Genomic DNA, 23,653 nt, shown 5'->3' with positions numbered 1-23,653 from the left:
AATACCAACCAGATACGAGGAGTTGAAACAATGCAGGCTTGCGGCTTAATTGTTGAATATAATCCGTTCCACAATGGGCATGCGTATCATATCCAGGCATCAAAGGAGGCATCGGGAGCGGATTGTATGATTGCTGTCATGAGCGGCTCCTTCCTGCAGCGGGGGGAGCCGGCGATTATTGATAAGTTTCACCGGGCCAAAGCAGCTTTGCAGGCCGGCGTGGATATTGTGGTGGAACTTCCATATTTATACGCCGTCCAGAGCAGTGATTTATTTGCCCGTGGATCCGTCCATACATTAAGTGAGCTCGGTGTTTCAAGCATCTGTTTTGGCAGTGAATCCGGTGACATATCCCATTTCACCACAGGTTATGATGTATGGAATAAAAACCAGTCCACTTACCAAACGGCACTTCAGGAGAATATGGCTCGGGGGTTGGCATTTCCGGAAGCCAGCCGCCTTGCCAGCGGGGCAATCGGTTTAACAACGGGGGGAATGGATTTGGCCAAACCCAATAATATTCTCGGATTCAGTTATGTCAAAACGATTCTGGATGACCAGCTTCCAATCGATCCATTAACGGTGGGCCGGCTGGACAGTGACTATCATGATAAAAGCATTACAGGGACTATCGCCAGTGCCACAAGTATCCGAAATGAGCTGATTAAGAACGAATACATATCGGAAACAGCAAACCGTTCCCTACCCGGTGAAACGGCCGACCAGCTGCAGAAATATAAACAAAAAGCCACAATCTGGCACCGGTGGGAGCACTATTTCCATCTCGTGCATTATCGAGTCATGACCATGACGGAAGCAGAGCTGGCAGCCATTCACGGGATGGATGAGGGCCTTGAATATCGCATCAAAAAAACAGCACACAATGCTGCTTCCTTCCGGGATTGGCTGAACAGCATCAAGACGAAACGCTACACTTGGACGCGCCTGCAGCGCACGTTCACCCATATTTTAACCAATACTAAAAAAACGGACGTAGCGCGCATTCAGCATATCCCGTCTGTCCCATATGTCAGGTTGCTCGGCATGACCGAAAGCGGACGGGCATATTTGAACAACTGGAAAAAAGACATGGGGGTACCACTTTTGTCAACATTGGCACGGCAAACCGATCCCATGTCAGCAATTGAAGAAAAAGCAAGTCATGCCTATTACAGCATTTTACCGGCTGAAAAGAAACGGGCATTTCATCACCAAGAACTTGAACCGCCCATTATGGTCTGAGCGACAAAAATCAGGATTAAGGGAAACCGGCACCATAGCCGCGTCTTCCACCTTATACCCTGTCAGGCAGGATTCAGATCAGTTAGGTACTGTAAGGCATCATCAAATGTATCAACAGGCACGATTTCCATATCGGTGCCAATTTCTTCAGCCGTTTTGACGGCTTCTTCATAATTTGAATCGTCGTTACCGCTCTCATTAGCAGCGAAAAAGATTTGACACCCTTCCTGGTCTGCAGCAATCACTTTTTTATCGATACCGCCAATTCGAAGGACATTCCCCTGGTAGTCAACCTCACCGGTACCGGCCACTTCATAACCTTTTGTCAAATCCGCTTCGGTCAGCTGATCATATATTTCCAGTGAAAACATGAGCCCTGCACTCGGACCGCCAATACTGCCGCTGGAGAAATTCACATCCGGATTCACTTCCACACGCCGATCGGTCACAAGCTGGATCCCGATGCCGACTTTTTGCTCGATGTCCGGAAATGACTCCAGCCTAACGTCTTTGTCAAGCTGTTCATCATCACGCACAACGTCGACTGTAATCGTGTCGCCTGGCTGTTTATTTTCCACATAATCAATTAAATCGTTGGATTCCTCAATCACATTCCCATCAATCCCAGTTATGCGATCTCCCGTCTGTAAAATATTTTCGGCAGGCATTCCTTCAATAACGGATACAACATAAACCCCATCATAATCAATCGTGATATCTTTATCTGCCGCTTCATAAGCCACAACGGTCGACGCCTCCTGCGAACTTTCCATCATTTGTAGTTGAGCATGAAAATATTCATCTTCTGAAACGCCTTCTGGTCTAACTTTATCCAACGGCATAATCTCCTGGTTGGGCAGGATGGTTGCCCATAAATACTGAACAGGTGTTGCCTGCCCCCCGCGAACGGTCACAAGGTGCATATCCCCTTCACTTTCATAACCGTCTGCCACTTCCACAATCGGATTCAGGGCGTCGGCACCCCCTGGTTTATAGATATAATAGGGAAGTTTATAAGCTGATAAAAAAAATGCGATACCAATGATGGCGATTAAAAAAATTAGATGCTTTTTTGTAAACTTCACGGTCAATCTCCTTTCAATTCCGATACACTTTCGACAGTCAAAAGTGTATGTCATAAAACCATCATCTATGTGCGTATATTGGTATAGACCAAGTCATGAACAAATGATACACGGCTATAACAATCAGACAAAATTCTGCACCATCTCCATCAGTATGTGTATAAATAAAGCTAGCATTATTTTACTACTTACCAATAAAGAAGTACAGAGGTTATCAATTCAACAGGAGGCGTAATAGTGAAACAAAAAATCAAAACGATCGCACTTTCCGGGATTACGGCATTTATAGCCTTTTCTCTGGTTAAGTTTCCGGATCAATCACTTGAAGCCAGTATTCGCGGCTTGAATATGTGGTGGGAAGTCGTATTCCCGTCTCTTCTTCCTTTTTTTATCACTGCCGAATTATTGATCGGTTTCGGGTTCGTTAAATTTATCGGTGTCCTATGTGAACCGATTATGCGGCCGTTATTTAATGTGCCTGGTGTCGGCAGCTTCGCCTGGGCTATGGGGATGGCCAGTGGTTATCCGACAGGTGCCAAAATATCAGCCAGGCTTCGCGAGGAAAAACAGCTGACACAAATTGAAGCGGAGCGGCTCGTATCTTTCACCAACGCCTCCAGCCCGCTATTCATATTTGGTGCCGTTTCCGTCGGATTCTTTTATGATGTGAAGCTTGGAGCCGTACTGGCAGCATCCCATTATATCGGGAACGCGCTGGTTGGTGTGTGTATGCGTTTTTACGGACGACGGGATGAGACGCATACAGCTAAAACAAAGAAGCAAAACGTAACGATTGGACGAGCTTTTAGAGAAATGCACCGGACCAGACTCGATGATCCCCGTCCGTTTGGCAAAGTTGTCGGGGACGCCGTACTTAATTCGATTCAGACGCTGGTTATGGTTGGCGGTTTTATTATTTTGTTTTCCGTTTTTACGAAACTACTTTATATTGCAGGCATCTCCCCGGCCATCGCCATGCTATTTAAATATATATTGCAAATGCTGTCAATGCCGGTTGACCTGGCGTTGCCGCTATTTTCCGGTTTATTCGAGATTACGCTTGGAGCCAACATGATCTCGCAGGATGAATCGGCCAATTTAATGGAAAAAATTATAGTCGTCAGTTTCATATTGGGATTTAACGGGCTTTCGGTACAAGCTCAGGTGGCAAGTATCATCGCACCGACAGACATCCGGTTCGCACCGTACTTTTTTGCCAGAATCCTTCATGGACTGTTTGCAGCTGTTTTAACTGTATTATTTTATACACCTCTCTATTTAAACCGGACATCATTTGATTTTAAGGGTGTTCCTGTATTCAATAATATGCACGAAGGGACATGGCTCGATGCCTTCAATCGTCTTGCTGATATTGGACCGATTGTGTCCTTTACCGCTTTATTCATTGCAGTCCTGATCATGGTGAGACGGCTACGAAGTCCGTAAACAAAAAGATGTTGTCCAACACGACAACATCTTTTTGTAAGGCTCTTTTCACAGGGATTGTTGCTGTTCCCTGGAGCCTGAAACAGCCTTTTGTAAAAACTAATATTTTTTCTTTAAAGCTTTTTCGACAGGTTCTGGTACCAGATCACTGACATTCGCTTTATATTTGGCAACTTCTTTGACAATGCTCGAGCTTAAAAATGAATACTGATTGTTCGTCATCATAAAAAATGTTTCAATATGGTCATCCAATTTCCGGTTCATGGACGTTATTTGCATTTCATATTCAAAATCACTGACAGCCCGCAACCCTCGTAAAATAGCATCGGCATTATGTTCACGTGCGTAATCAATCAGTAAGCCATTACTTGTATCAACTGAAACATTCGGCAAATGTGCCGTCGCTTCTTCCAATAAAGCGACCCGTTCATCTACTGTAAATAATGGTGCTTTTGATTGATTGTTAAAAACCGCGACAATCACATGATCGAAAATTTTGGCCCCCCGCTCAATAATATCAAGATGCCCGTACGTAACCGGGTCAAAGCTCCCCGGACAAATAGCTAATCGGCTCAATGGTATGACCCCCTTTGTTGGTTTTGAAAAATGGTGATGCCAGTGGTGGCATTATAATTTTCCTGTTTTATCGGTACAAAACGCTCAGTTTGCATCGATAACGGGCGGGAAGCATCGTGCTCACAGTAGAGTATGCCATCTTCCTTCAGTAGCTGTAGGCTGACAATAAGATCCAGCAGCTTCCCGTAATTCACCTTTTGATATGGGGGATCAATCAATATCAAATCAAATAGTAGCCCTCGTTTGGCAGCTGCCTTTAATGCTCGAAAAGCATCTGTACGGAAAACTTCCGCTTGATCGCCCAGTTTTAGTTTCCGGACATTTTCATGAATTGTATGTATGGCTTTCGGGGATTTATCAACAAATATACATTTGTCCATTCCCCTGCTTAGCGCCTCAACCCCCAGCGCGCCACTGCCAGCGAACAAATCAAGACAGGTGCCACGTTCAAAAAAAGGCCCCATAACCTGAAAAACAGCCTCCCGCACTTTGTCTGAAGTAGGTCTTGTTATGCTGCCTGGCACCGCTTCCAAATGCCGTCCTTTATGTATACCAGCAATTACCCGCATGCAACCACCTCAATCATTTATAATAAGCGTATTAACCTGAATACGCAAGCACTTGGACACAAAATATGCCACATTTCGTCAAAAAATAGCTGGGCAATAACTCCCTGAGAATCGCTGGTGGTACTGCATAGCAGACAATCATTAAAGTATCTCAGCAACGGTTCATTTTTTATCAGGAAAAATCAATAGAAATATGTATATATTAAATTTTCCTGTCCATAATAACATAATGAAACAGCACAAATTTGCTTGGCTGTTTCAAAAACACGGAGAAGACTTACACTTCCCCATAAGTTCTTCCTCCGGTTTCTCCTCTCCCTTTGCCTTTTTGTTTTCTAAAGTGAAAACAAAGGGACCTGCAGAATGATTTCTGCAGGTTTTTTCTTTTGCCCTTTTTGAAGATTGACATGTCACGCTCATTCAAGCGCAACAATCATTTAGAATGCAGCCTTTCTTTACAAAGCAACACGATAAGAAAAACTTGGCGCCCGCCTCGTTTTTCTGGAGGTCAGAGGCCGGAAGTCAAACTTAAGGAAATCGGCGAGTTAGTCGCTTTCGAGATTGAAAACGTCGTCCAAAATTTAATAAAAAAACCTTTGCGGCTTGTTATGTATGCGCCGCAAAGGTTAAATACCCATTTTATAATCATATTCTTTTGCTTTATCCGGTTTGGCATTCTCAAAGTCTGTCCGTAAAAAAGGCTTGTAAGAGCGTTCGACTTTGGTCACAAACGGAAGCCTCAGCAATTTGGTCTCTATTTGCTGAATAGCTTCCTGATCCACATAAATCACGGCATATTTCAGTTTTTTGGACGAATAAAGTAAATGCCCATAACGTTTAATATGTTTGATATTTTTCATATGCTGGAACCAGACAATCAGCCCCTGACGTTTCGCTCTCATCGGCTATCCTCACTATCATGTCATTTGCCTTCAGTGTATCAGACGAAGGATCAGACATCAAGATGCGTTGCAGCCACAGCTTCCTCCGTGCCCGCAGCCCGTGTCGGTCAGTGCTGCGCCATCCTTTGGGGCTTTAATGCCGTCACTGACACTGTAGGCAATATATTCGCTAATATCATCAAGCATTGTCTGTAAGTTACGCTCAGCAACCTTAAATGCCGCCACTTTTTCATGCATATCCATTTCACGTTTGGCAGACCGTACCTTTTTCATGATATCGTTAAAATCTGGGTGATACCTGCCAAAACGCTGTACTTCCTCATACTGTTCCTTTATATCATTAAAAGCTTTAATCAGCTGCTGTGCCTCCCTGTCTTCATTAAGTGCCTTCCGGGCATCCTGATAGGCTTCCATAACATCTGACTTCAGGACCATTCCACTGACCAGCTCAGAGTGATCAAGAATATCCGCGTATTCGATTGTACCTACCATGATTTCACCTCCACTTTTATCTTATCATGTCATGTGGAAGATGAAAACAGGCTGACCTAGTCTTTCATAACCCCGGCAAAATTAATGAGCATGTTGACCATCTGAACATGACTTCCAATTTTGTCAACTTGCTGAGAAAATGTTTTACCATAAAATTGTTTCGATGCCTTTTCCAGCTCCTGTATTCGGTGCGGCTCTCTTGTCAGATAGCGGTACCATACAGGGTTTAAACGGACGAATTTGGCCAGTTCAGGGTTCTCCTGCAGATATTGGTATGTGAATGGCTGCATCATGCCACCTCTAATCCTTAAAACCGTTTAACAGATTTTTGTTCCCGAACGGCTGCTGAGAAGCATTTCCGGAGGATTGAAATTGACTGAGCAGCCCCTGAACGGTGGAAATCGTATTATTGAGGTTATGCACTTGCTTTTGCATCTTATCCAGATCGATATTCTCTGACATTTCCACAAGCCGATCCACCCATTCCGCTTTACTTTGACTGGTCTTATGCTTTTGTTTTCCGGTATCCTTCTCCTTATATTGATCCCAGAATGGATCATCCGCTCCAAGTAAGGCCCATTTTTCATAATAGGTCTGAAAACCTTTGCCGCTTTTCCTCACCTCTTCCACCAGCTTGGGATGTTGCTGTAAGAACGCCTTGAACTCCCTGACACTCGGGTGAAGATTATCACTCATGACACTCACCTCTATATGGTATCTGTTACTTACTAATGTATGAGACATCAGCTGGCACTGTGCAGCCTGGTTCGTCCCATCAGAAAAACGCACCCTCTATTAAGGATGCGTTTTGCCTCGCTATTGTTTTTTAAGAAAATTTTGTGTGTAGTAAAACTGATAGACACCAACGCCCAGATGTGTAAAATCATCATTCAGCAATGCTTCACGATGCCCTTCACTGTTCATCCAGCCGTGAAGCGCACTTTGTGCATCCGGATATTGTGCCGCAATGTTTTCCCCGGCAGCCTGGTAAAAAACTTCCTTTGCCGCCAGTCGCTCTTTTAACCCGTCTCCATTCTGCCCATAATGCGAAAAATACTTATTTTCCGCCATATCCTCACTGTGCAGATAAGCTACCTCACTGACTGCTTCATCCCATTCCAAAGCTGATTTCCCATGTTGTTTGCGGATGACATTGGTTAAGTGAAAAATCTGCTGTTCTGCGCCCGCTTCAATTTCTGTCCATTGATCATCTGTAAACACCGGTTTTTCCGGTAATTCCCCGCGATATTGTACTTCATAAGGCTGATGCTGCAGCAGAATATCGGCTGATAATAACCGGATGGCCGACAGTTTATTTGTAAATGTATCAAAATAAAGCTGTAAAAAGACATCATCCGTCACCTTGACCAGTGGCCTTTCCTGTAATTCCTCATCCCTCAAGTGAAACGTATAAGAGGACGGCCCTTTACTATAGCTCACCTCGTTCGAAAAAGATAACACATCAGCAACAGCTTCATAGGCCTGTCCAATTTGTACCGGTTCAATAGCCAAATCTTCCCCAAGCGCATAGATCTGTGTGACCCGATTATTTTCGATGCCAAATTGGAGATACTGCTCCCGGTCCTCTGTATAGACCCACCACTCATATCCATAGGCACTCAAGTCTTTTCTCACTGGTTCTCCAAAATGGTCCTGCAGTTGGTTCACTGTTTTATGCATCCACTGATACGAATCACCATCCAGAGGAACTTCCGAACGCTCTTCCGGTACTTCCTTTGACTCCAGTTTCGTATCTTTTTGCTCCGAAACGTTATGGGAATGATCAGTTGAATGGTCTTCCACAACATGACTGTTCTCCATTAAATAATAGACACCGGCTGCGAATATCACTAAAAGCACTATTACTCGGCGTAATCGCATTGATTTACTTCCCCTTCTATTAAAACATTTAAGACTAGTTAAAATATCTGTATGTCTGAAATGACAAATTCATGCTACCCTATCCAGACTTCAGGCAACCGGTTAAGCAGCCGTTGCTTTTCAGGCACATAGAAAAGCAACCGTCCTAATATGACGGTTGCTTTCATTGTACTATATTAATGAAGCTCAGGTCTTTCGGAAATGTCTTCAAGTGCTCTCCCTGCTGCTTCATTCGATTTATCTTCCAGAGAAAGATCGCCAAGCGAAACAATCCCGGCAAGTTTCCCGTCTTCCACAATTGGCAGCCGGCGTATCTGCTCCTGTGCCATTAGGGAAGCAGCTTCCTGTACAGATGTATCCGACGAAACCTGGTGCAACCTGTCGCTCATCACTTCATTTACGGTCGATGTGTCCGGCTTTTTCTCAGCATAGCCTCGCAACACCAAATCTCGATCTGTAATAACACCCAGCAGATCTTTATTGTCGGAGCAAACCGGAATAACACCAACGTTTTTATCCTTCATTTTTGACGCTGCCTCATACAACGTGTCCTCTTTCCGGCAGACGACCATATCTGTGCTCATAACATCCTTTACATTTTTCACATCATGACCTCCTTATCAAGATATATACATTCTTAAGCTTTCCCGGAAACGAAAATATCTTGCATCCTGATTTTAAAAACCCTTTTCAATTGCAACCTGACGATTTTTTTAATATGATAAAGGTGTTAGGATAATTTTGTGAGGTGGATAAAATGAAACTGGAAGGTACAGGAATTGAAGAGGCAACAGTTGATGTCAAGCCACTGGACCGCCTGATGGGAAATCACGCTTTCATCCGCGGTGGTCAATGGGATTATGAGCGTGTGACATATGATTATAAAATTGGCTCAAAAGAAAAAAATATTACATATTATATCCGCATACAAGGGTACGCGATTGAAGGTGATGTGGACCGCGGTAACGCCGTTATCCAGCTAAAAACACCACTTCTCGGCAAACATTACTATCCGCACGGTGTTGAATACGGCGAAGATGAGAATTTTCCGGAAAACCTGGTCGACCGTGCCTCTAATCTGGTATCAAAAGTTAAAGAAGATATCGACCAATATAAAAAATAAACACTGTATCTTACTAACCAACTGCTTTAAAACATCCGGGTAAGCGGTTGGTTTTTTCATCAGGAGAATCGGTTTACAGCAGCTGTGAACGTTTACATTGCTAGCACCAGATCCAAAACCGGAGCATTTCAAAACCGGTACGGCAATTTTCCGACGTATCAATGAAAGGAGATTTCCACCTATTTTGTTTGGTTCGATTACAAAACGCCAATGGACATTCATTTTTCTCATCATTTTCTTACTGCTCGTCTGTTTTTTTATACTGCCCATATCCATACCTTTGGTTATAGCACTACTGACAGCTTTAATTCTGAATCCGCTTATCCGGTTTACCCAGAGAAAAGGTAAACTCGGCAGGAAAACGGGTGTTACCGTGGTTTTCCTATTATTTTTAGTATTCCTGGGCATTAGTGGAACCTTTGTTGTGACTAAGGCCGTTACACAAGTCGTTAATTTTGTTGAAGACATTCCCACCTATGTGACGGAATTAAATTATATTTATGGAACATGGGAGTCCGGATTTGAACAATACACGGAAAACCTGCCTGACGAATTTTATGAACAGGTTACCAGTACAATCGAATCACAGCTTACATCAATGAGTGAAACCCTGAAAGAAACCATTACCATTGACCGAATGGCACAATTTGTAGCCGGGGTACCCCAATACCTGATCAGTTTTATCGTCTATCTCATCGCCTTATTTTTGTTCATGCTTGAACTTCCGGCACTTAAGGCTAAATTTTATAACATCATGACGAAAGAAACGGGCGAAAAAGTTTCATTTATGAATAAACGACTTTCCGATGTGACGCTCGGCTTTTTTAAAGCACAGTTTTTTGTCAGTATCATCATTTTTGTCGTCACGTTGATTGGATTACTGTTAATCACACCGGATGTTGCATTCCTTATGTCCGTCATCATTTGGCTTGTCGACTTTATCCCGATCATCGGTTCCATTGCCGTGCTTGGGCCGTGGGCAGTTTTTGCCTTCATAGCAGGTGATACCCTGCTCGGAATCCAACTGAGTGTTCTGGCCATTATCCTTCTGGCTATCCGGCGAACGATCGAGCCGAAAGTGATGGGGCAGCATATCGGCCTTTCACCGCTTGCAACATTAATTGCTATGTTTTTAGGCGTGAAATTACTTGGATTGCTTGGTTTTATTCTTGGCCCCATTATCCTGATTGCCTTCAATTCTGCCAGAGAAGCAGGCATCATCAAATGGAATATCAAAATTTAAAGTGTGCGGATCCCCTCCGCACACTTTTTTATAATACAAGAAGGCTCTTCACCAAAATCTATGTTTGACAAACTGGATTTAAATTGATAGAGGTAACCGCTACGGAAAAACACTACGCTAGCTAGTTGTCTATAACATATTTATCCATATATTTCAACCAGTGATTTTGGTGTTGACCCAACAAGAAAGTATAAATTTTCGGACAATACCGAAACCGGCTAATTCACCGATTTCTTCCAATCTGACCGCTGACCTCTGGCATCTGGCATCTGAAAAGACGAGGCGGCAGCCGAGTTTTTCTTAACCTCCCAGGATGGCTTTAATCATACTGGTCGTCTCCCCGCCGTCATAAATGATATATAACAACAGATAGACCATAACTCCTGTAATCGCACTGAAAAACCAAATAACACTGGTAATCGGACCAATTTTCCTGTGGATATGAATTTTTCTCTTTAGTGCCAATGTAAGTGTCACGATTCCGAATACAGCCCCTGTTGTCGCAAGGACGATATGAAAAATTAAAAAGGTCGTATAATAAACCTCTATATCCTCTGGTCCCCCGAAACTTGTATTTCCGAGGAAAATGGTCCTGGATACATAAATGATAAAAAATAGCAATGCACTGACAGCAGCTGAAATCATTGTTTTTTTATGTGCCTTTGCTTTTCCTTTCACAATTAAGCGCCACCCAATTGCAACTAATACAGCACTTGTAACGATAAACACTGTGCTGATTGTAGGTAGAAATGGCATGATTAACAGTTCCTTTCTCTTTTTGGAAAACTTATCTGCATAAAAGCTCTCCGGAGGTTCACCTATCGTGATGTGCCGGGATACCACCTGGAACCCGTTGAGGTGTCGAAGGTGTCGTGTAATTCATCATTTTTTACCCTTGTTCACTCGGATTTGCATTTGCAGGCAACGGATCAACTTTCAGGGACTCCGTATTAAACCACTTAAAGAATACGCGCGCCAAAATGGTACCATATGTGATCTCCTGCATAATTTTCATGATAATACCGCCCAGTTGCTGGTCTTCTAATGTTGACATTGGTGAAAACATTTCAGGACCTGATATGACAGAACTCAACCCCTGTAATACATCCGGTGGCACACACAGCGCGAGCGCCTGCAGCCATGCCCCATCTTGTGAGTAGGCAGCATAAACCGGTGTATCGGCAAAAATGATCAGGGCACATGCCGGCGTTATCAATACACCATTAGCAAAAATGTAAAATATCTTCGCCAATGGTGTCATACGGTCAAATTCCTGTAATGGGGACAATATTGGCCACCAGACAATGAAAGCTGCCACTAAAATAATGAGTGATATGGAGGTATGCGCCACTTGTGATTCCTTGGCAAAGTCAAAAATAGCCGGCAAGTGATAAAATGAAAATAATGTATTAAATAATAAAAGTGAGATAAGTGGTATGGAAAAAAATTTCAAAACCGGTTTCACCACCGGACGATAAATAATTTTTTGCCATAACCATACCGGAATCCCTTTGATGATAAAAATCGGAAATATAATATAGTAAATAGCCATTTGAATCATATGTGCCGTCAGCATAATGTGCGACAACAAATCAACTGGCGCACCTTTCACGGCATACAATAACACTAGGCCGCCATAAAAAAAGAACTGCTGCTTTCCAGATGGTTTAGCCTCTCCTTTTCCGCCAAACTTATGACGGTAGGGACCGGTCATCATATAATATATTAAAGCAAGCGCTAGGACGAACAAAAGGTAATAGGGGCTCCATAACGCTCGAAAACCAAAAATTTGCAGTTCCAGCCACATACAAACGCCTCCATTTATGGAAGTATAACATTTATACATTATATTATAACGCATTTCTCGGCAGGACACACAACCAACATGTGACAATTCCTTAAAGAATGAAATAAGACCGGGGATCTCCCGGTCTTTATGTTAGAGGGGCAATTAACCGCCCGATCCTGAAAAAACTTCAGATACCGCTGGCTAAAGAACAGAATACCATTTATCCTGTCAAGTTACCACCAGGTAATGACACCGAGTGCCGCCAAAGTGAGAATCGCAGCCCAAATACCACCGTACATCATCGCGGCCGGCATATCGTGGTCTTTATCCTTCATATGCATAAAATAATACAGCTGAAATCCTACTTGAACTAAAGCCAAAGACAGGATCAGGAATTTGGCAAACATGCTATCCATAACACCTGTTGCGACCACAACAAAGGCAATAATGGTAAGCACGATCATCAGCACAAATGAAATCACTTGTTTTTGCATTTCTTCTTTGTTCTTTTGTTTCTGAAATGAATCAGCTTGATTGGAATTGGTGTTCTCTGCCATTCATTACCCCACCTTTCCCATTAGGTACACAACTGTGAAAATAAAAACCCATACAACGTCAATAAAGTGCCAGTATAAACTGAATGTATAGAACTTCGGTGCATTGTACAAGTTCAATCCACGTTTCGCATTACGGATCATGATAGCAATCAGCCAGGCCAGCCCAAAGGTAACGTGCCCTCCGTGGAAGCCGACCAATGTATAGAAAGCAGATCCAAATGCTGATGACCGGAATGTAAAGTCATAGTCAACGATATAATGGGTAAACTCATATATCTCCAAGGCCAAAAAGGAAAAACCCAAAATCGCTGTTATACCTAGCCACAGCTGCATTTTCTTAAATTCATTATTTTTCATATGATACATCGCATAAACACTTGTCAACGAACTGGTCAGAAGCAGAATCGTCATAATAAAGACAAGCTCCAGTCCAAACAGCTCGTTGGCTGTTGGACCATCGGCTGTCGAATCTCTCAGTGCAATAAACGTACCAAACAAACTGGCAAACAGAACCGTTTCACCGCCAAGAAAGAACCATAACCCATAAAATTTATTTTTACCTTCCAGTGTCGCCTTTTCCGGTTCATTCGGCATTGTTTCCGGATTCAAGGAATGATCATGACTCATATTAGTCAGCCTCCCTTTCAAGTTCAACTTTTGGAATATGATAACCATGATCATCTTTGACTGATCTGATTAACATACTGCCTAACATAACAGCCATTCCACCAAACAACAGAATATATGCCCAGTTGTAGTCCACCTGGTAAATGAACCCAAAACCGGCTATAAATAAGCCCAGGGACATCATAAACGGCAGGAATGACGAATTCGGCATATGAATATCACCCAATGGTTCTGCTGGCGTTGGCGTACCTTTTCCTTCCGTTTTTTCAATCCACAGCGCATCCAGGCCACGTACAAGTGGTGTCTGTTTAAAGTTATAATGAACAGGCGGTGAAGCCGTTATCCATTCAAGGGTGCGTCCATCCCATGGGTCGGCTGATACTTTTTCCCCTTTGACAGCCGCGTAAACAGCGTTGATCAGGAAGACAATCACACCAAACGTCATAAAGAACGCGCCAATCGTACTGATTAGGTTTCCTAAATCAAGTTCCTGACCCTCAAGGAATACCCAATAACGGCGCGGCATACCCATTAGACCAAGGAAATGCTGGATAAAGAACGTCAAATGGAAGCCGATGAAAAACGTCCAAAACGTCAGCTTGTTCATGCCTTCGTGCAGGAGACGGCCAAAGATTTTCGGCCACCAGTAAACAAGTCCAGCGAATATGCCAAATACAGTACCACCCACAATGACATAATGAAAGTGTGCCACGACAAAATACGTATCATGATACTGGTAGTCAGCAACAACTGTCGCCACCATCACACCGGTCATTCCGCCGATTGTAAATGTGGGAATAAAGCCTAAGGCCCAGAGCATCGGGGTTTTTATCGATATGTTTCCGCCCCACATGGTCGCCAGCCAGTTGAATATTTTAATACCTGTCGGGACAGCTATCGCCATTGTGGCTAGCGCAAAGATCGAGTTCGCCACAGGACCCAGTCCAACCGTAAACATATGGTGCGCCCAAACCATGAAGCCAAAAAAGGCAATCAAAATGGTAGCGAAGACCATGGCCGTATAGCCAAACAGACGCTTTTTAGAGAACGTTGCAAAAATCTCACTGAATATGCCGAAAACCGGCAAAATTAATATATAAACTTCCGGGTGACCAAAGATCCAGAACAAATGCTGCCAAATGATCGAGTTACCACCCAAGCCAACATCGAAAAAGGCTGAACCGAACATACGGTCAAACATCAGAAGGAATAGACCAACTGTCAATGCCGGAAAGGCAAATAAAATCAGTACGCTTGTTACAAACGTCGTCCACGAAAACAACGGCATACGCATATAAGTCATTCCAGGCGCACGCATTGTAACAATCGTTACCAAGAAATTAATACCACCAATTAGTGTACCTGCACCTGCTATTTGCAGTCCCATCACATAAAAGTCAACACCATGTCCTGGTGAGGTGACCGATAGCGGTGCATATGCCGTCCAGCCCGCGTCAGGTGCACCGCCAAGGAACCAGCTGCAGTTCAGGAGAAGCCCGCCGAACAGAAACAGCCAGAATCCCAATGAATTCAGAAAGGGAAAAGCTACATCCCTCGCCCCTATCTGTAAGGGCATTATCGCATTCATCAAACCTAATAACAGCGGCATGGCTGCAAGAAAAATCATTGTTGTTCCATGCATCGTAAGCAACTCATTATAAAAACCTGCACTGACAAAATCATTTTCAGGTTTAATCAGTTGTATACGGATAGCCACAGCCTCGAGCCCGCCTAATAGGAAGAAAAATCCTCCACCGAATAAATACAAGTGTGCAATTTTTTTGTGGTCAACAGTCGTTAAGTAATCCCACAACACAGCACCGAAACCTCTTTTTTGAGCAGAAGCTATACTCACAGCTTTTTACCTCCTTTATTAATTATCCGCACTTTCTGGCGTAACGTCCGATGGCTGTAATTGCATTAAGTACTCTGCAATTTTACTTGCCTCATCTTCGGAAACATCAGGATATTGACCGGTCATTTTATTACCTGGCTTAATGGCCTCCGGGTCCATAATCCAATCAACTAGATTTTCTTTTGTTAAATCTTCAACACCAGCAAGCTGGCTCCGGTCGCCAAAATTCGTCAGGTTTGGACCAATTTGTGCTGGTGACGAACCAATCGCATGACAGGACATACAGTTGTTTTCCTCGAACAATGATTGACCTTCCTGAGCAACTGCATCCGCAGGCTCTTCTTCCGCGTCAACATTTTGCATATCGTCTACCCATTGGTCGAATTCTTCCTGACTCACAGCCACTACTTTAAAGTCCATCAGTGAATGGGATGGCCCGCAAAATTCCGCACACTTACCCCAATAAACGCCTTCATCCTGTGCTTCAATGTACATAACGTTTTCGTTTTCCGGGTTTACGTCCATTTTACCTGCAATGGTGGGTACCCAGAATGAATGGATGACGTCAGAAGACATCATATTCAAGTATACTTTTTCACCAACCGGAATATAAAGATCCTGACTTGTTTGAACCTCTTGACCTTCATAATTAAAGTGCCACCAGTATTGGTTACCGGTCACTTCAACATTCAAGCTGTCACTCGCCGCTGACTCGTCGGCTAAATCAAATGTAGCCGTTATCGTCGGTACAGCAATGATCAGCAGTAGAATAATCGGTATAATGGTCCAAATCGTTTCCAGTGTTTTGTTACCCTCCACCTGTTTAGGAATATAGTCTTCCCGGCCTTTCTTTTTACGGTAACGTATCAGGACAATTGTATACACAATCATGACGACAGCTAGCACAAACAACATAACAACGGTACTCAGGATAATTAAGTTAAATGATTGATCCGCCCCATAGCCTTTTGGATCAAGGGCAGTCAGGTTTTCTTTACCGCATGCTGAAAGTACCAGTGCTGTCAACCCTAACAGACAAAATGCCCGGAGCTTTCCCATCCAACCTTTCATGTATTCATACCTCTCTTTCTTCTTTTAACTGCTTTATATATTGTTTACACACATATAAACGCGCTTAACTGAAGGGGAATTCAAGTGTTACAACAACCATTAATAAAAACAAAATTGTTAAGTAGTTCAATGAATAAATAAATATTTTATTTGCCCATTTCAAATCGTTCTTTGTAAAAAATCCACTAATGCCCAACGCCAGCCATCCGACATTCAAGAGTGTCGCAATGGTTATGAATACGGGCCCCAATGTCCCCATTAGAAACGGCAGCGGCAACAGACAGGTAATATACACGACGATTTGGCGTTTCGTTATGGCAAAACCGTGAACCACGGGCAACATCGGTACTGCTGCAGCTTTATATTCCTTCGTTTTTTTCATGGCCAGTGCCAGAAAATGTGGTGTCTGCCAGATAAACATGATAAGGAACAATACAAAAGCTATAATGTGCAGACCGGGATCGACAGCAGCCCATCCAATCAGCGGCGGCACCGCCCCAGAGAAACTGCCGATTGCCGTATTAAGCGTGTACCTGCGCTTGGACCACATTGTGTACAAAAACACGTAAATGAACCAGCCTGAAAAAGCTATCAGTGCTGCAGTCACAGTTGTAAACAGGAGCAGACTCAAACCCAAGACTGTCGACAAAGTCCCCATACCAAGTACACGGGTGAGCGGTATGTTTCCCGTCACCGTCGGACGTGTTTTTGTCCGCGACATAACGGGGTCTATATCAGCATCATACCAATTGTTCAGCATACACCCGCCAGCAATAACCAAGGCACTTCCTGCCATCGTCAAGAAAAAAATGACCCAGTTAGCCATAAAAGTGGTGTTTGTGAAATAAATCGCCAGCCAGAAACCGGCAAACGTTGTTATTAAATTGGAATTCACAATACCTACTTTTGTCAGGGATTTGAAGTCTGCAAAAAATGTCGCAGCTTTTTTCTCTGATGCAGCGGATTTACCAATAAACGGTGAAGAAGTTGTCTCCACTTTATCCATTAACATTATCCCTCCTTTTCATCCCAACAAAAGGCACTTAATAAATGACGGGCACATTTCTTATCATACCTCAGTATTCCCAAAAGTATCCTGCTATCTAACCTGATTGTATCACGGAATCGTGATACAATCTATTTAACAACATAGCATAATACCTTTTCGCAGCCGTCCAAATGTGACAAATTTGTGAAAAAGCTGCCTAAAATAAAATGAAAGGCCTTAGCAGCCTTTTACAATTAATCGTAACGCTATGTAGTTTGCCCGTGACGACGGTTCCAAAGGTATGAATCCAAGCAAAATATCCCTTACATTATTTCTAGCAAACAACAGACAACAATGCAAGTGTTTTTTATATTTCTACAGTGAAAACAAGAATAAATCATGCTAAGATGTAAAACGTCACATAAATTTCAGTTGCTGCTTTTGAATTGACATATTATGATAGAGACAGAATTGCATATTTTGACATAAAGTGAGGCAGTCTTATGGTTAGAACATTAAAATGGCTCTCTGTCGTTGCTTCATTGGGGATGGTGTTTGTTTTAATCGGGGGAGCACTTGTCACCAAGACCGGTTCAGGTATGGGTTGCGGCGATAGCTGGCCGCTTTGCGAGGGTCAGCTTTTCCCTGAAGAGATTACACCCGAACTCGTCATTGAACTGAGCCATCGTCTCGTTTCCGGTATTATGGGGTTTGTTGTTTTGGCTTTATCAATCTTGTCCTGGTTATTTATTGGTCATATCCGGGAAGTGAAATTTCTTGCGTTCATGTCGTCATTTTTCCTGCTTTTACAAGCGCTAATCGGGGCTGCGGCGGTTATCTGGAATCAATCCGATTTTATCATGGCCACCCATTTTGGGATTTCACTCATCTCATTCACCGCGGTATTTTTGCTGATGTTACTCATCTTTGAGATTGATACGAAGTTTGATGCCGATAAATTGATCATCCGGAAGAAACACAGGATTGAAATCTATTGGCTGACCGTATACACGGTCATCGTTGTCTATACAGGCGCATTGGTGCGGCATGCCGAGGCGAGTATGGTTTGCGGCAACTGGCCGTTTTGCAGCAATCAGAACCCATTGGCATTCGGCAATTTCAGTTTTGATCAATGGGTGCAAATGGGCCACAGAGTCGCTGCAGCCATTCTGTTTATCTGGACACTTATATTCGCTGTTCGCATGGTCAAACAATACCGGACGAATCGCATCATGTCCTGGGGATGGGTTACAACAGCTACCCTGATTATATTGCAGGTATTTTTCGGAGCAATGGTTATCGTCACCATGCTGAATCTTGGTATTGCCCTGATGCATGCGCTCATTATCTCAATTTATTTTGCCATGCTCAGTTACTTTATATTACTGTCATCCAGAAGTGCCAAGTATGAAAAGGGTAGCGGATAATCCGCTACCCTTTTTCTTTATTCAAATTCAATTAATAAATCGTTGACGGCGATGGCATCCCCATCACGGACATAAACATCTTTGATAACGCCAGAAAACGGCGCCTGAACAGTTGTCTCCATTTTCATGGCTTCGTTGATCAGCAAGTGATCCCCTTTTTGAACGTTATCCCCTTTGTCACAAATCACTTTAACGACGGTTCCAGGCATGGTGGCACCTATTTGCTTCTCATTGGTTTGGTCAACTTTCGGTTTTGCATCAACCGCGGATTGAACATTTTCATCTTTGACCACAACTTGTCTTGGCTGACCATTTAATTCAAAATAGACAACACGCGTGCCATCTGAACGGGGTTCAGAAATCGACATAAGCTTCACAAACAATGTTTTCCCTTGCTCAATTTCCACCTCTATTTCTTCATCCAGCTTCATGCCATAGAAAAATGTCAGTGTATCAAGGACTGAAACATCGCCATATTGATCATGGAACTTGTGATGATCCATAAAGACTTTCGGATATAACGAATAAGAAATCAAGTCAAAGCTGGTCACCTGTCGATCAAGCGTTTTGAACAAGGTATCACGTTCCTGCTTAAAGTCGACGGGTTCAAGCAATTCTCCCGGCCGATCGTTTACAGGTTCTTTTCCTTTCAGAATGATGCGTTGTAATTCTTTTGGGAAACCTTGATAAGGCTGACCGATATACCCCTGGAAAAATTCGATGACCGATTCCGGAAAATCAATTGATTCACCCTGTTCATAAATATCATCTTCGGTCAAATTGTTTTGGACCATGAATAAGGCCATATCCCCCACCACTTTGGAAGAAGGTGTCACTTTTACAATATCACCGAACATGTCATTGACCCGTCGATACATGGACTTCACTTCATTCCAGCGGTCTTCAAGCCCGACTGCTTTTGCCTGCTGTCTGAGATTACTGTATTGCCCGCCAGGCATTTCGTGAAGATAAATCTCTGTGTGCGGGGCCTTTAAGCCACTTTCAAAATCCTGATAATGATCTCGGATACCTTCCCAGTAGTGGGATAATGTTTCATAAGCATTAATATTGATTTCCGGCTGCCTGTTTGTTCCTTCCAGCGCATAGTATAGTGATTGGGCACTCGGCTGTGATGTCATGCCGGCCATTGGCGAATTAGCAACATCGACCGCATCCACACCGGCTTCAATGGATCGTGAATACATATTGATACCGTTTCCGCTTGTATCATGCGTATGCAAATGAATTGGCAGATCAGTAGTTTCTTTCAGCGTGTGGATGAGCTGATAGGCGGCTTCAGGTTTTAACAACCCTGCCATATCCTTAATGCCAAGTATATGGGCGCCGGCTTGTTCGAGAGCCTTAGCCAGCTTTTTATAATAGTCAAGATCATATTTGCCACGTCCAGTGTCCAAAATATCACCTGTGTAACACATCGCCGCTTCAGCTATCTTGTTATTTTCCCTGACAGACTGGATGGCCGGGGTCATGCCTTCAACCCAATTTAGACTGTCGAAAATACGGAACACGTCTATGCCGGCGTTGGCACTTTTTTCGACAAACTCGTGAATGAGGTTGTCAGGATAGTTTTTATAGCCCACGGCATTGCTTGCACGTAATAACATTTGCAATAACACATTCGGCATTTTTTCACGTAATGTCAACAACCGCTGCCATGGATCTTCTTTCAGGAAACGATAGGCGACGTCAAACGTAGCGCCTCCCCACATCTCCACAGAGAACAACTCAGGCAGCATTCTCGCAGTCGGCTCGGCAATCTGAGCCAGATCTTTGGTTCTGATTCTTGTTGCCAGAAGCGACTGGTGGGCATCACGGAATGTTGTGTCAGTGAGCATAACTTTCTGTTGTTCCCTTAACCATGTTGCCAAATAATCTGGTCCATGTTCATCCAGAATCTGCTTCGTTCCCGCCGGTATCTTGGCATCGTGATCAATCTCGGGTATCGTCGGTGGTGTTAATGATGGCTTTTCTTTTTTAGGCAGCCCTTCGAAACCATTCACGGTTGTCTGGCCGATATAAGACAACATTTTTGTTCCACGGTCTTTTCTTCTTGGAAAAACGAATAATTCTGGTGTTTGATCAATGAACGTTGTACTGTATTCACCGTTCAGGAACTGGTCATGTGAAATGACATTTTCCAAAAACGGGATATTCGTTTTGATCCCGCGAATCCTGAATTCCTTTAAATTTCTGACCATTTTTTGTGCAGCCTGCTCAAACGACAGAGCCCATGTTGATACTTTCACCAACAATGAATCATAGTGCGGGGAAATGACAGCACCCTGAAAACCATTGCCTGCATCCAGCCTGACGCCGAAACCGCCTCCGGTACGATAGGCCATGATTTTTCCTGTATCTGGCATAAAATTATTCAATGGATCTTCTGTTGTCACCCTGGATTGGATTGCATAACCCAACGTGGCAATATCTTCCTGCTGCGGAATACCAATGCTGTCATCATGGATATTTTGGCCTGACGCTATTTTAATCTGTGTCTGAACGATATCGATACCCGTGATCATCTCTGTAATCGTGTGCTCGACCTGTACCCTCGGGTTCACTTCAATGAAATAGTATTCATTATCCGTTACGAGAAATTCGACTGTTCCCGCATTGATATAACCGACATTTTTCATAAGGTTGACGGCATCCTGACAAATATCAGACCGCAACTTCTCTGTTAGGGAAACACTCGGTGCTACCTCAACAACTTTTTGATGACGTCGCTGGACTGAACAATCACGTTCAAATAAATGCACCGTGTTACCATGCTCATCACCAATCACTTGAACTTCAATATGTTTTGGATTTTCGATTAATTTTTCCACATAGACATCGTCACTTCCAAACGCCGCCTGTGCTTCCGATTTTGCACGATCATAAGCTTCAGAAAGCGATTCTTCATTGCGGACAATCCGCATTCCACGGCCGCCACCGCCCAATGATGCTTTAATGATAATTGGATAGCCATGATGCTGCCCGAATGCTTTCACCTCATCCAGTGATGAAACAGGACCATCACTTCCAGGGATGACAGGCAAGTCTGCAGCGATTGCCTGTGTCCGGGCTTTAACTTTATCACCAAACATATTCAAATGGTCACTGGTCGGTCCAATGAAAATAATGCCTTCTTCTTCACAGCGCCGAGCGAACTCAATGTTTTCCGACAAAAAGCCGTAGCCTGGATGGATAGCGTCAACATCCACGTTTTTAGCAAGCTCGATAATGCCTTCTATGTCCAGATACGCATCAATCGGTTTCTTCCCCTCACCGATCAAATACGCTTCATCAGCTTTATAGCGATGATAGGAACCAATATCCTCCTGTGAATAAACAGCAACTGTACGAATATTCAATTCAGTACATGCCCGGAATACACGTATGGCAATTTCCCCACGATTTGCAACTAGAACCTTATTGATCTGCTTTCTCTCTCCCATGTTCTTCTTCCTCCTCTGTTATGGTATACCTTCATATCAGCTTCCTCATTGGCAGGTTCTGGTTCCTGCTCACTGAGTTTTACAAATTTTGCGATATTATTCAAAATTCCCATTGCTACCATCATAACAAGAAGCGATGACCCGCCATAACTGACAAAAGGAAGCGGAGCCCCTGTTATTGGCAGAATACCACTAATGGCTCCCAAATTGATGAATGCCTGAAATCCCACCATTGAAGAGATGCCAATGGCCAGTAGTGCGCCAAAGCTGTCGGAACACTTCCTCGCAATGAACAACCCTCGTAAAACGATAAGCGCCAGCAATCCAATGACAATCATAACGCCCAAAAAACCCAGTTCTTCTGCAATGAGCGCCATGATAAAGTCGGTATGCGGCTCCAGCAGAAAGCCGAGTTTTTGGACACTCTGCCCAAGTCCTTCACCTATCAGTCCGCCGCTGCCAATCGCCAGATAAGATTGAACCAAATGATAGCCATCGTCCCCAGGATCCTCAAATGGCTGATAGGCACCGGCAAATCGGCTGATCCGTTCATCAGTGACCATATTGGGGATAGCAAAGGCCAACAAAGCCAGTCCAACAAGTACGAGAATAAACAGATGCTTGAAACGGACCCCTGAGCTGAAGATGACAGAGCAGGCAATTAAAAATATAATCACAGCTGTGCCAATATCGGGTTGCTGGACAATCAAGGCTAAAAGAACGGCAGTCAGGATTAATGGTGGTAACACACCCCGATTAAACTCGTTAATATAGGCCTGTTTTTTTGAATAGACCGAGGCAAGATAAATAATCAGACCCAACTTGGCAAATTCTGCGGGCTGCAAACTGAACGGTCCCAAATCGAACCAGCGCTTGGCATTACTGACAGTTTCACCGAAAATAAGGACGCCTGCCAGCATGATAATAACGATGATCATTATCATTTTTGTCAGTTTCTGGTAATGCTTGTACGGAACGGCACTTCCCATAACAAACCCTGCCAGTGCCAGGCAAAACCATTGTATCTGCCTGATCAGATAATGCGTGCTTTCATGCCCTTCCACTACCGCTAATACCATACTCGCACTGTAGATCATGACAATCCCGAAGGCTGTTAGAATCAATGGTGTTATCATTAACGTAAAATCATAATCTTTTACTTTCTTTATCATCCGACTTCTCCCCAGAATATGTAATCATGACAGCAGATGAAACGGAATTTTTTAATAAGTATAACATATCCTGATACGAGTGTAACACCAGATATTCGTCATCTGCCGTATTAAATGCTGTGACCGACTAAATAAAAAAACCTTGCC

Annotated in this window: 23 protein-coding genes; 5 read left to right on the top strand and 18 right to left on the bottom strand. The window is 43.5% G+C overall.

From position 1 onward, the window contains the following. Positions 1 to 30 precede the first annotated feature (30 nt). Positions 31 to 1,242 carry a nucleotidyltransferase gene (locus ACFQ4A_RS00925; RefSeq protein WP_382396954.1) on the top strand — a complete coding sequence of 404 codons (1,212 nt, stop codon included), beginning with the start codon at positions 31 to 33 and terminating at the stop codon, positions 1,240 to 1,242. A 62-nt stretch (positions 1,243 to 1,304) separates the two neighbouring features. Here the strand turns inward: ACFQ4A_RS00925 and ACFQ4A_RS00920 are convergent, their stop codons facing one another. Further along, positions 1,305 to 2,327 (bottom strand): SepM family pheromone-processing serine protease, encoded by a 1,023-nt coding sequence (locus tag ACFQ4A_RS00920; RefSeq protein ID WP_382396953.1) that lies wholly within the window; start codon positions 2,325 to 2,327, stop codon positions 1,305 to 1,307. Between the two features lie 237 nt (positions 2,328 to 2,564). Here ACFQ4A_RS00920 and ylbJ point away from each other — a divergent pair, with 237 nt between their 5' ends. Continuing rightward, positions 2,565 to 3,773: a sporulation integral membrane protein YlbJ gene (gene ylbJ, locus ACFQ4A_RS00915; protein ID WP_382396952.1), complete on the top strand. Its 1,209-nt coding sequence runs from the start codon at positions 2,565 to 2,567 to the stop codon at positions 3,771 to 3,773. A gap of 99 nt (positions 3,774 to 3,872) precedes the next feature. Here the strand turns inward: ylbJ and coaD are convergent, their stop codons facing one another. From coaD to ACFQ4A_RS00875, 8 genes are all read right to left on the bottom strand, one after another. Further along, on the bottom strand, positions 3,873 to 4,349 hold the full coding sequence (coaD, locus tag ACFQ4A_RS00910) for a pantetheine-phosphate adenylyltransferase (protein WP_382396951.1): 477 nt from the start codon (positions 4,347 to 4,349) through the stop codon (positions 3,873 to 3,875). Beyond that, positions 4,346 to 4,918 (bottom strand): 16S rRNA (guanine(966)-N(2))-methyltransferase RsmD, encoded by a 573-nt coding sequence (gene rsmD / locus ACFQ4A_RS00905; protein WP_382396950.1) that lies wholly within the window; start codon positions 4,916 to 4,918, stop codon positions 4,346 to 4,348. The genes coaD and rsmD overlap by 4 nt, the downstream gene beginning before the upstream one ends. Positions 4,919 to 5,544: 626 nt before the next feature. Then, positions 5,545 to 5,820, bottom strand: a complete 276-nt coding sequence (locus tag ACFQ4A_RS00900; protein ID WP_382396949.1) for a YlbG family protein — start codon at positions 5,818 to 5,820, stop codon at positions 5,545 to 5,547. A gap of 57 nt (positions 5,821 to 5,877) precedes the next feature. Beyond that, a complete protein-coding gene (locus ACFQ4A_RS00895; protein ID WP_382396948.1) occupies positions 5,878 to 6,312 on the bottom strand; it encodes a YlbF family regulator in 435 nt (144 codons plus the stop codon). A gap of 56 nt (positions 6,313 to 6,368) precedes the next feature. Then, entirely contained in the window at positions 6,369 to 6,602 is a 234-nt protein-coding gene (locus ACFQ4A_RS00890; protein ID WP_382396947.1) for a YlbE-like family protein, read from the bottom strand. Positions 6,603 to 6,612: 10 nt separating this feature from the next. Beyond that, complete coding sequence (ylbD, locus tag ACFQ4A_RS00885) at positions 6,613 to 7,008, bottom strand: YlbD family protein (protein WP_382396946.1); 396 nt, start codon at positions 7,006 to 7,008, stop codon at positions 6,613 to 6,615. A 120-nt stretch (positions 7,009 to 7,128) separates the two neighbouring features. Further along, positions 7,129 to 8,193 (bottom strand): CAP domain-containing protein, encoded by a 1,065-nt coding sequence (locus tag ACFQ4A_RS00880; RefSeq protein ID WP_382396945.1) that lies wholly within the window; start codon positions 8,191 to 8,193, stop codon positions 7,129 to 7,131. 176 nt (positions 8,194 to 8,369) lie between these two features. Further along, positions 8,370 to 8,798 (bottom strand): CBS domain-containing protein, encoded by a 429-nt coding sequence (locus ACFQ4A_RS00875; RefSeq protein WP_382396944.1) that lies wholly within the window; start codon positions 8,796 to 8,798, stop codon positions 8,370 to 8,372. Positions 8,799 to 8,950: 152 nt separating this feature from the next. On the opposite strand from ACFQ4A_RS00875, the gene ACFQ4A_RS00870 reads away from it, so the two are divergent. Both ACFQ4A_RS00870 and ytvI read left to right on the top strand, forming a co-directional pair. After that, positions 8,951 to 9,316, top strand: a complete 366-nt coding sequence (locus tag ACFQ4A_RS00870; protein WP_382396943.1) for a YugN family protein — start codon at positions 8,951 to 8,953, stop codon at positions 9,314 to 9,316. Between the two features lie 184 nt (positions 9,317 to 9,500). After that, complete coding sequence (gene ytvI / locus ACFQ4A_RS00865; RefSeq protein ID WP_382396942.1) at positions 9,501 to 10,559, top strand: sporulation integral membrane protein YtvI; 1,059 nt, start codon at positions 9,501 to 9,503, stop codon at positions 10,557 to 10,559. A gap of 300 nt (positions 10,560 to 10,859) precedes the next feature. On the opposite strand, the gene ACFQ4A_RS00860 is transcribed toward ytvI, so the two are convergent. The 7 genes from ACFQ4A_RS00860 to cyoE all read right to left on the bottom strand — a co-directional run bounded on the left by ACFQ4A_RS00860 (position 10,860) and on the right by cyoE (position 17,464). Beyond that, positions 10,860 to 11,315, bottom strand: coding sequence for a DUF420 domain-containing protein (locus tag ACFQ4A_RS00860; RefSeq protein ID WP_382396941.1), 456 nt, complete (start codon positions 11,313 to 11,315; stop codon positions 10,860 to 10,862). A 133-nt stretch (positions 11,316 to 11,448) separates the two neighbouring features. Beyond that, positions 11,449 to 12,366, bottom strand: a complete 918-nt coding sequence (ctaG, locus tag ACFQ4A_RS00855) for a cytochrome c oxidase assembly factor CtaG (RefSeq protein WP_382396940.1) — start codon at positions 12,364 to 12,366, stop codon at positions 11,449 to 11,451. A gap of 215 nt (positions 12,367 to 12,581) precedes the next feature. After that, complete coding sequence (ctaF, locus tag ACFQ4A_RS00850; protein WP_382396939.1) at positions 12,582 to 12,905, bottom strand: cytochrome c oxidase subunit IVB; 324 nt, start codon at positions 12,903 to 12,905, stop codon at positions 12,582 to 12,584. Between the two features lie 3 nt (positions 12,906 to 12,908). After that, entirely contained in the window at positions 12,909 to 13,532 is a 624-nt protein-coding gene (locus ACFQ4A_RS00845; protein WP_382396938.1) for a cytochrome (ubi)quinol oxidase subunit III, read from the bottom strand. Between the two features lies 1 nt (position 13,533). After that, positions 13,534 to 15,387, bottom strand: a complete 1,854-nt coding sequence (gene ctaD, locus ACFQ4A_RS00840) for a cytochrome c oxidase subunit I (protein WP_382396937.1) — start codon at positions 15,385 to 15,387, stop codon at positions 13,534 to 13,536. Between the two features lie 18 nt (positions 15,388 to 15,405). Next, a complete protein-coding gene (gene coxB, locus ACFQ4A_RS00835) occupies positions 15,406 to 16,458 on the bottom strand; it encodes a cytochrome c oxidase subunit II (protein WP_382396936.1) in 1,053 nt (350 codons plus the stop codon). Between the two features lie 64 nt (positions 16,459 to 16,522). Continuing rightward, entirely contained in the window at positions 16,523 to 17,464 is a 942-nt protein-coding gene (gene cyoE, locus ACFQ4A_RS00830; RefSeq protein WP_382396935.1) for a heme o synthase, read from the bottom strand. 485 nt (positions 17,465 to 17,949) lie between these two features. Here cyoE and ACFQ4A_RS00825 point away from each other — a divergent pair, with 485 nt between their 5' ends. Further along, the gene (locus ACFQ4A_RS00825; protein ID WP_382396934.1) at positions 17,950 to 18,873 is read left to right on the top strand and encodes a COX15/CtaA family protein; all 924 of its coding nucleotides are present in this window, start codon (positions 17,950 to 17,952) and stop codon (positions 18,871 to 18,873) included. Between the two features lie 17 nt (positions 18,874 to 18,890). Here the strand turns inward: ACFQ4A_RS00825 and pyc are convergent, their stop codons facing one another. Then, the gene (pyc, locus tag ACFQ4A_RS00820; RefSeq protein WP_382396933.1) at positions 18,891 to 22,334 is read right to left on the bottom strand and encodes a pyruvate carboxylase; all 3,444 of its coding nucleotides are present in this window, start codon (positions 22,332 to 22,334) and stop codon (positions 18,891 to 18,893) included. Further along, positions 22,301 to 23,506 carry a putative lipid II flippase FtsW gene (ftsW, locus tag ACFQ4A_RS00815; protein WP_382396932.1) on the bottom strand — a complete coding sequence of 402 codons (1,206 nt, stop codon included), beginning with the start codon at positions 23,504 to 23,506 and terminating at the stop codon, positions 22,301 to 22,303. The genes pyc and ftsW overlap by 34 nt, the downstream gene beginning before the upstream one ends. Between the last annotated feature and the right edge of the window lie 147 nt (positions 23,507 to 23,653).

Origin of the sequence: Lentibacillus salinarum, assembly GCF_042679865.1 — a bacterium.
GTDB classification, from domain to species: Bacteria; Bacillota; Bacilli; order Bacillales; family Amphibacillaceae; genus Lentibacillus; species Lentibacillus salinarum.
Note: the sequence above shows the minus strand (reverse complement) of the source record. Positions and strands in the feature narration are given on the sequence as shown.

Excerpts from the sequence above, each read along its gene's own strand:
- ACFQ4A_RS00880 (WP_382396945.1), bottom strand. The coding sequence starts at position 8,193 with ATGCGATTACGCCGAGTAATAGTGCTTTTAGTGATATTCGCAGCCGGT.
- coxB (WP_382396936.1), bottom strand. The coding sequence starts at position 16,458 with ATGAAAGGTTGGATGGGAAAGCTCCGGGCATTTTGTCTGTTAGGGTTG.
- ACFQ4A_RS00860 (WP_382396941.1), bottom strand. The coding sequence starts at position 11,315 with ATGCCATTTCTACCTACAATCAGCACAGTGTTTATCGTTACAAGTGCT.
- ftsW (WP_382396932.1), bottom strand. The coding sequence starts at position 23,506 with ATGATAAAGAAAGTAAAAGATTATGATTTTACGTTAATGATAACACCA.
- cyoE (WP_382396935.1), bottom strand. The coding sequence starts at position 17,464 with ATGGATAAAGTGGAGACAACTTCTTCACCGTTTATTGGTAAATCCGCT.
- ACFQ4A_RS00825 (WP_382396934.1), top strand. The coding sequence starts at position 17,950 with ATGGTTAGAACATTAAAATGGCTCTCTGTCGTTGCTTCATTGGGGATG.
- ACFQ4A_RS00925 (WP_382396954.1), top strand. The coding sequence starts at position 31 with ATGCAGGCTTGCGGCTTAATTGTTGAATATAATCCGTTCCACAATGGG.
- ACFQ4A_RS00870 (WP_382396943.1), top strand. The coding sequence starts at position 8,951 with ATGAAACTGGAAGGTACAGGAATTGAAGAGGCAACAGTTGATGTCAAG.
- ACFQ4A_RS00895 (WP_382396948.1), bottom strand. The coding sequence starts at position 6,312 with ATGGTAGGTACAATCGAATACGCGGATATTCTTGATCACTCTGAGCTG.
- rsmD (WP_382396950.1), bottom strand. The coding sequence starts at position 4,918 with ATGCGGGTAATTGCTGGTATACATAAAGGACGGCATTTGGAAGCGGTG.
- ctaG (WP_382396940.1), bottom strand. The coding sequence starts at position 12,366 with ATGTGGCTGGAACTGCAAATTTTTGGTTTTCGAGCGTTATGGAGCCCC.
- ylbD (WP_382396946.1), bottom strand. The coding sequence starts at position 7,008 with ATGAGTGATAATCTTCACCCGAGTGTCAGGGAGTTCAAGGCGTTCTTA.
- ACFQ4A_RS00900 (WP_382396949.1), bottom strand. The coding sequence starts at position 5,820 with ATGAGAGCGAAACGTCAGGGGCTGATTGTCTGGTTCCAGCATATGAAA.
- ctaF (WP_382396939.1), bottom strand. The coding sequence starts at position 12,905 with ATGGCAGAGAACACCAATTCCAATCAAGCTGATTCATTTCAGAAACAA.
- ACFQ4A_RS00845 (WP_382396938.1), bottom strand. The coding sequence starts at position 13,532 with ATGAGTCATGATCATTCCTTGAATCCGGAAACAATGCCGAATGAACCG.
- pyc (WP_382396933.1), bottom strand. The coding sequence starts at position 22,334 with ATGGGAGAGAGAAAGCAGATCAATAAGGTTCTAGTTGCAAATCGTGGG.
- ACFQ4A_RS00890 (WP_382396947.1), bottom strand. The coding sequence starts at position 6,602 with ATGCAGCCATTCACATACCAATATCTGCAGGAGAACCCTGAACTGGCC.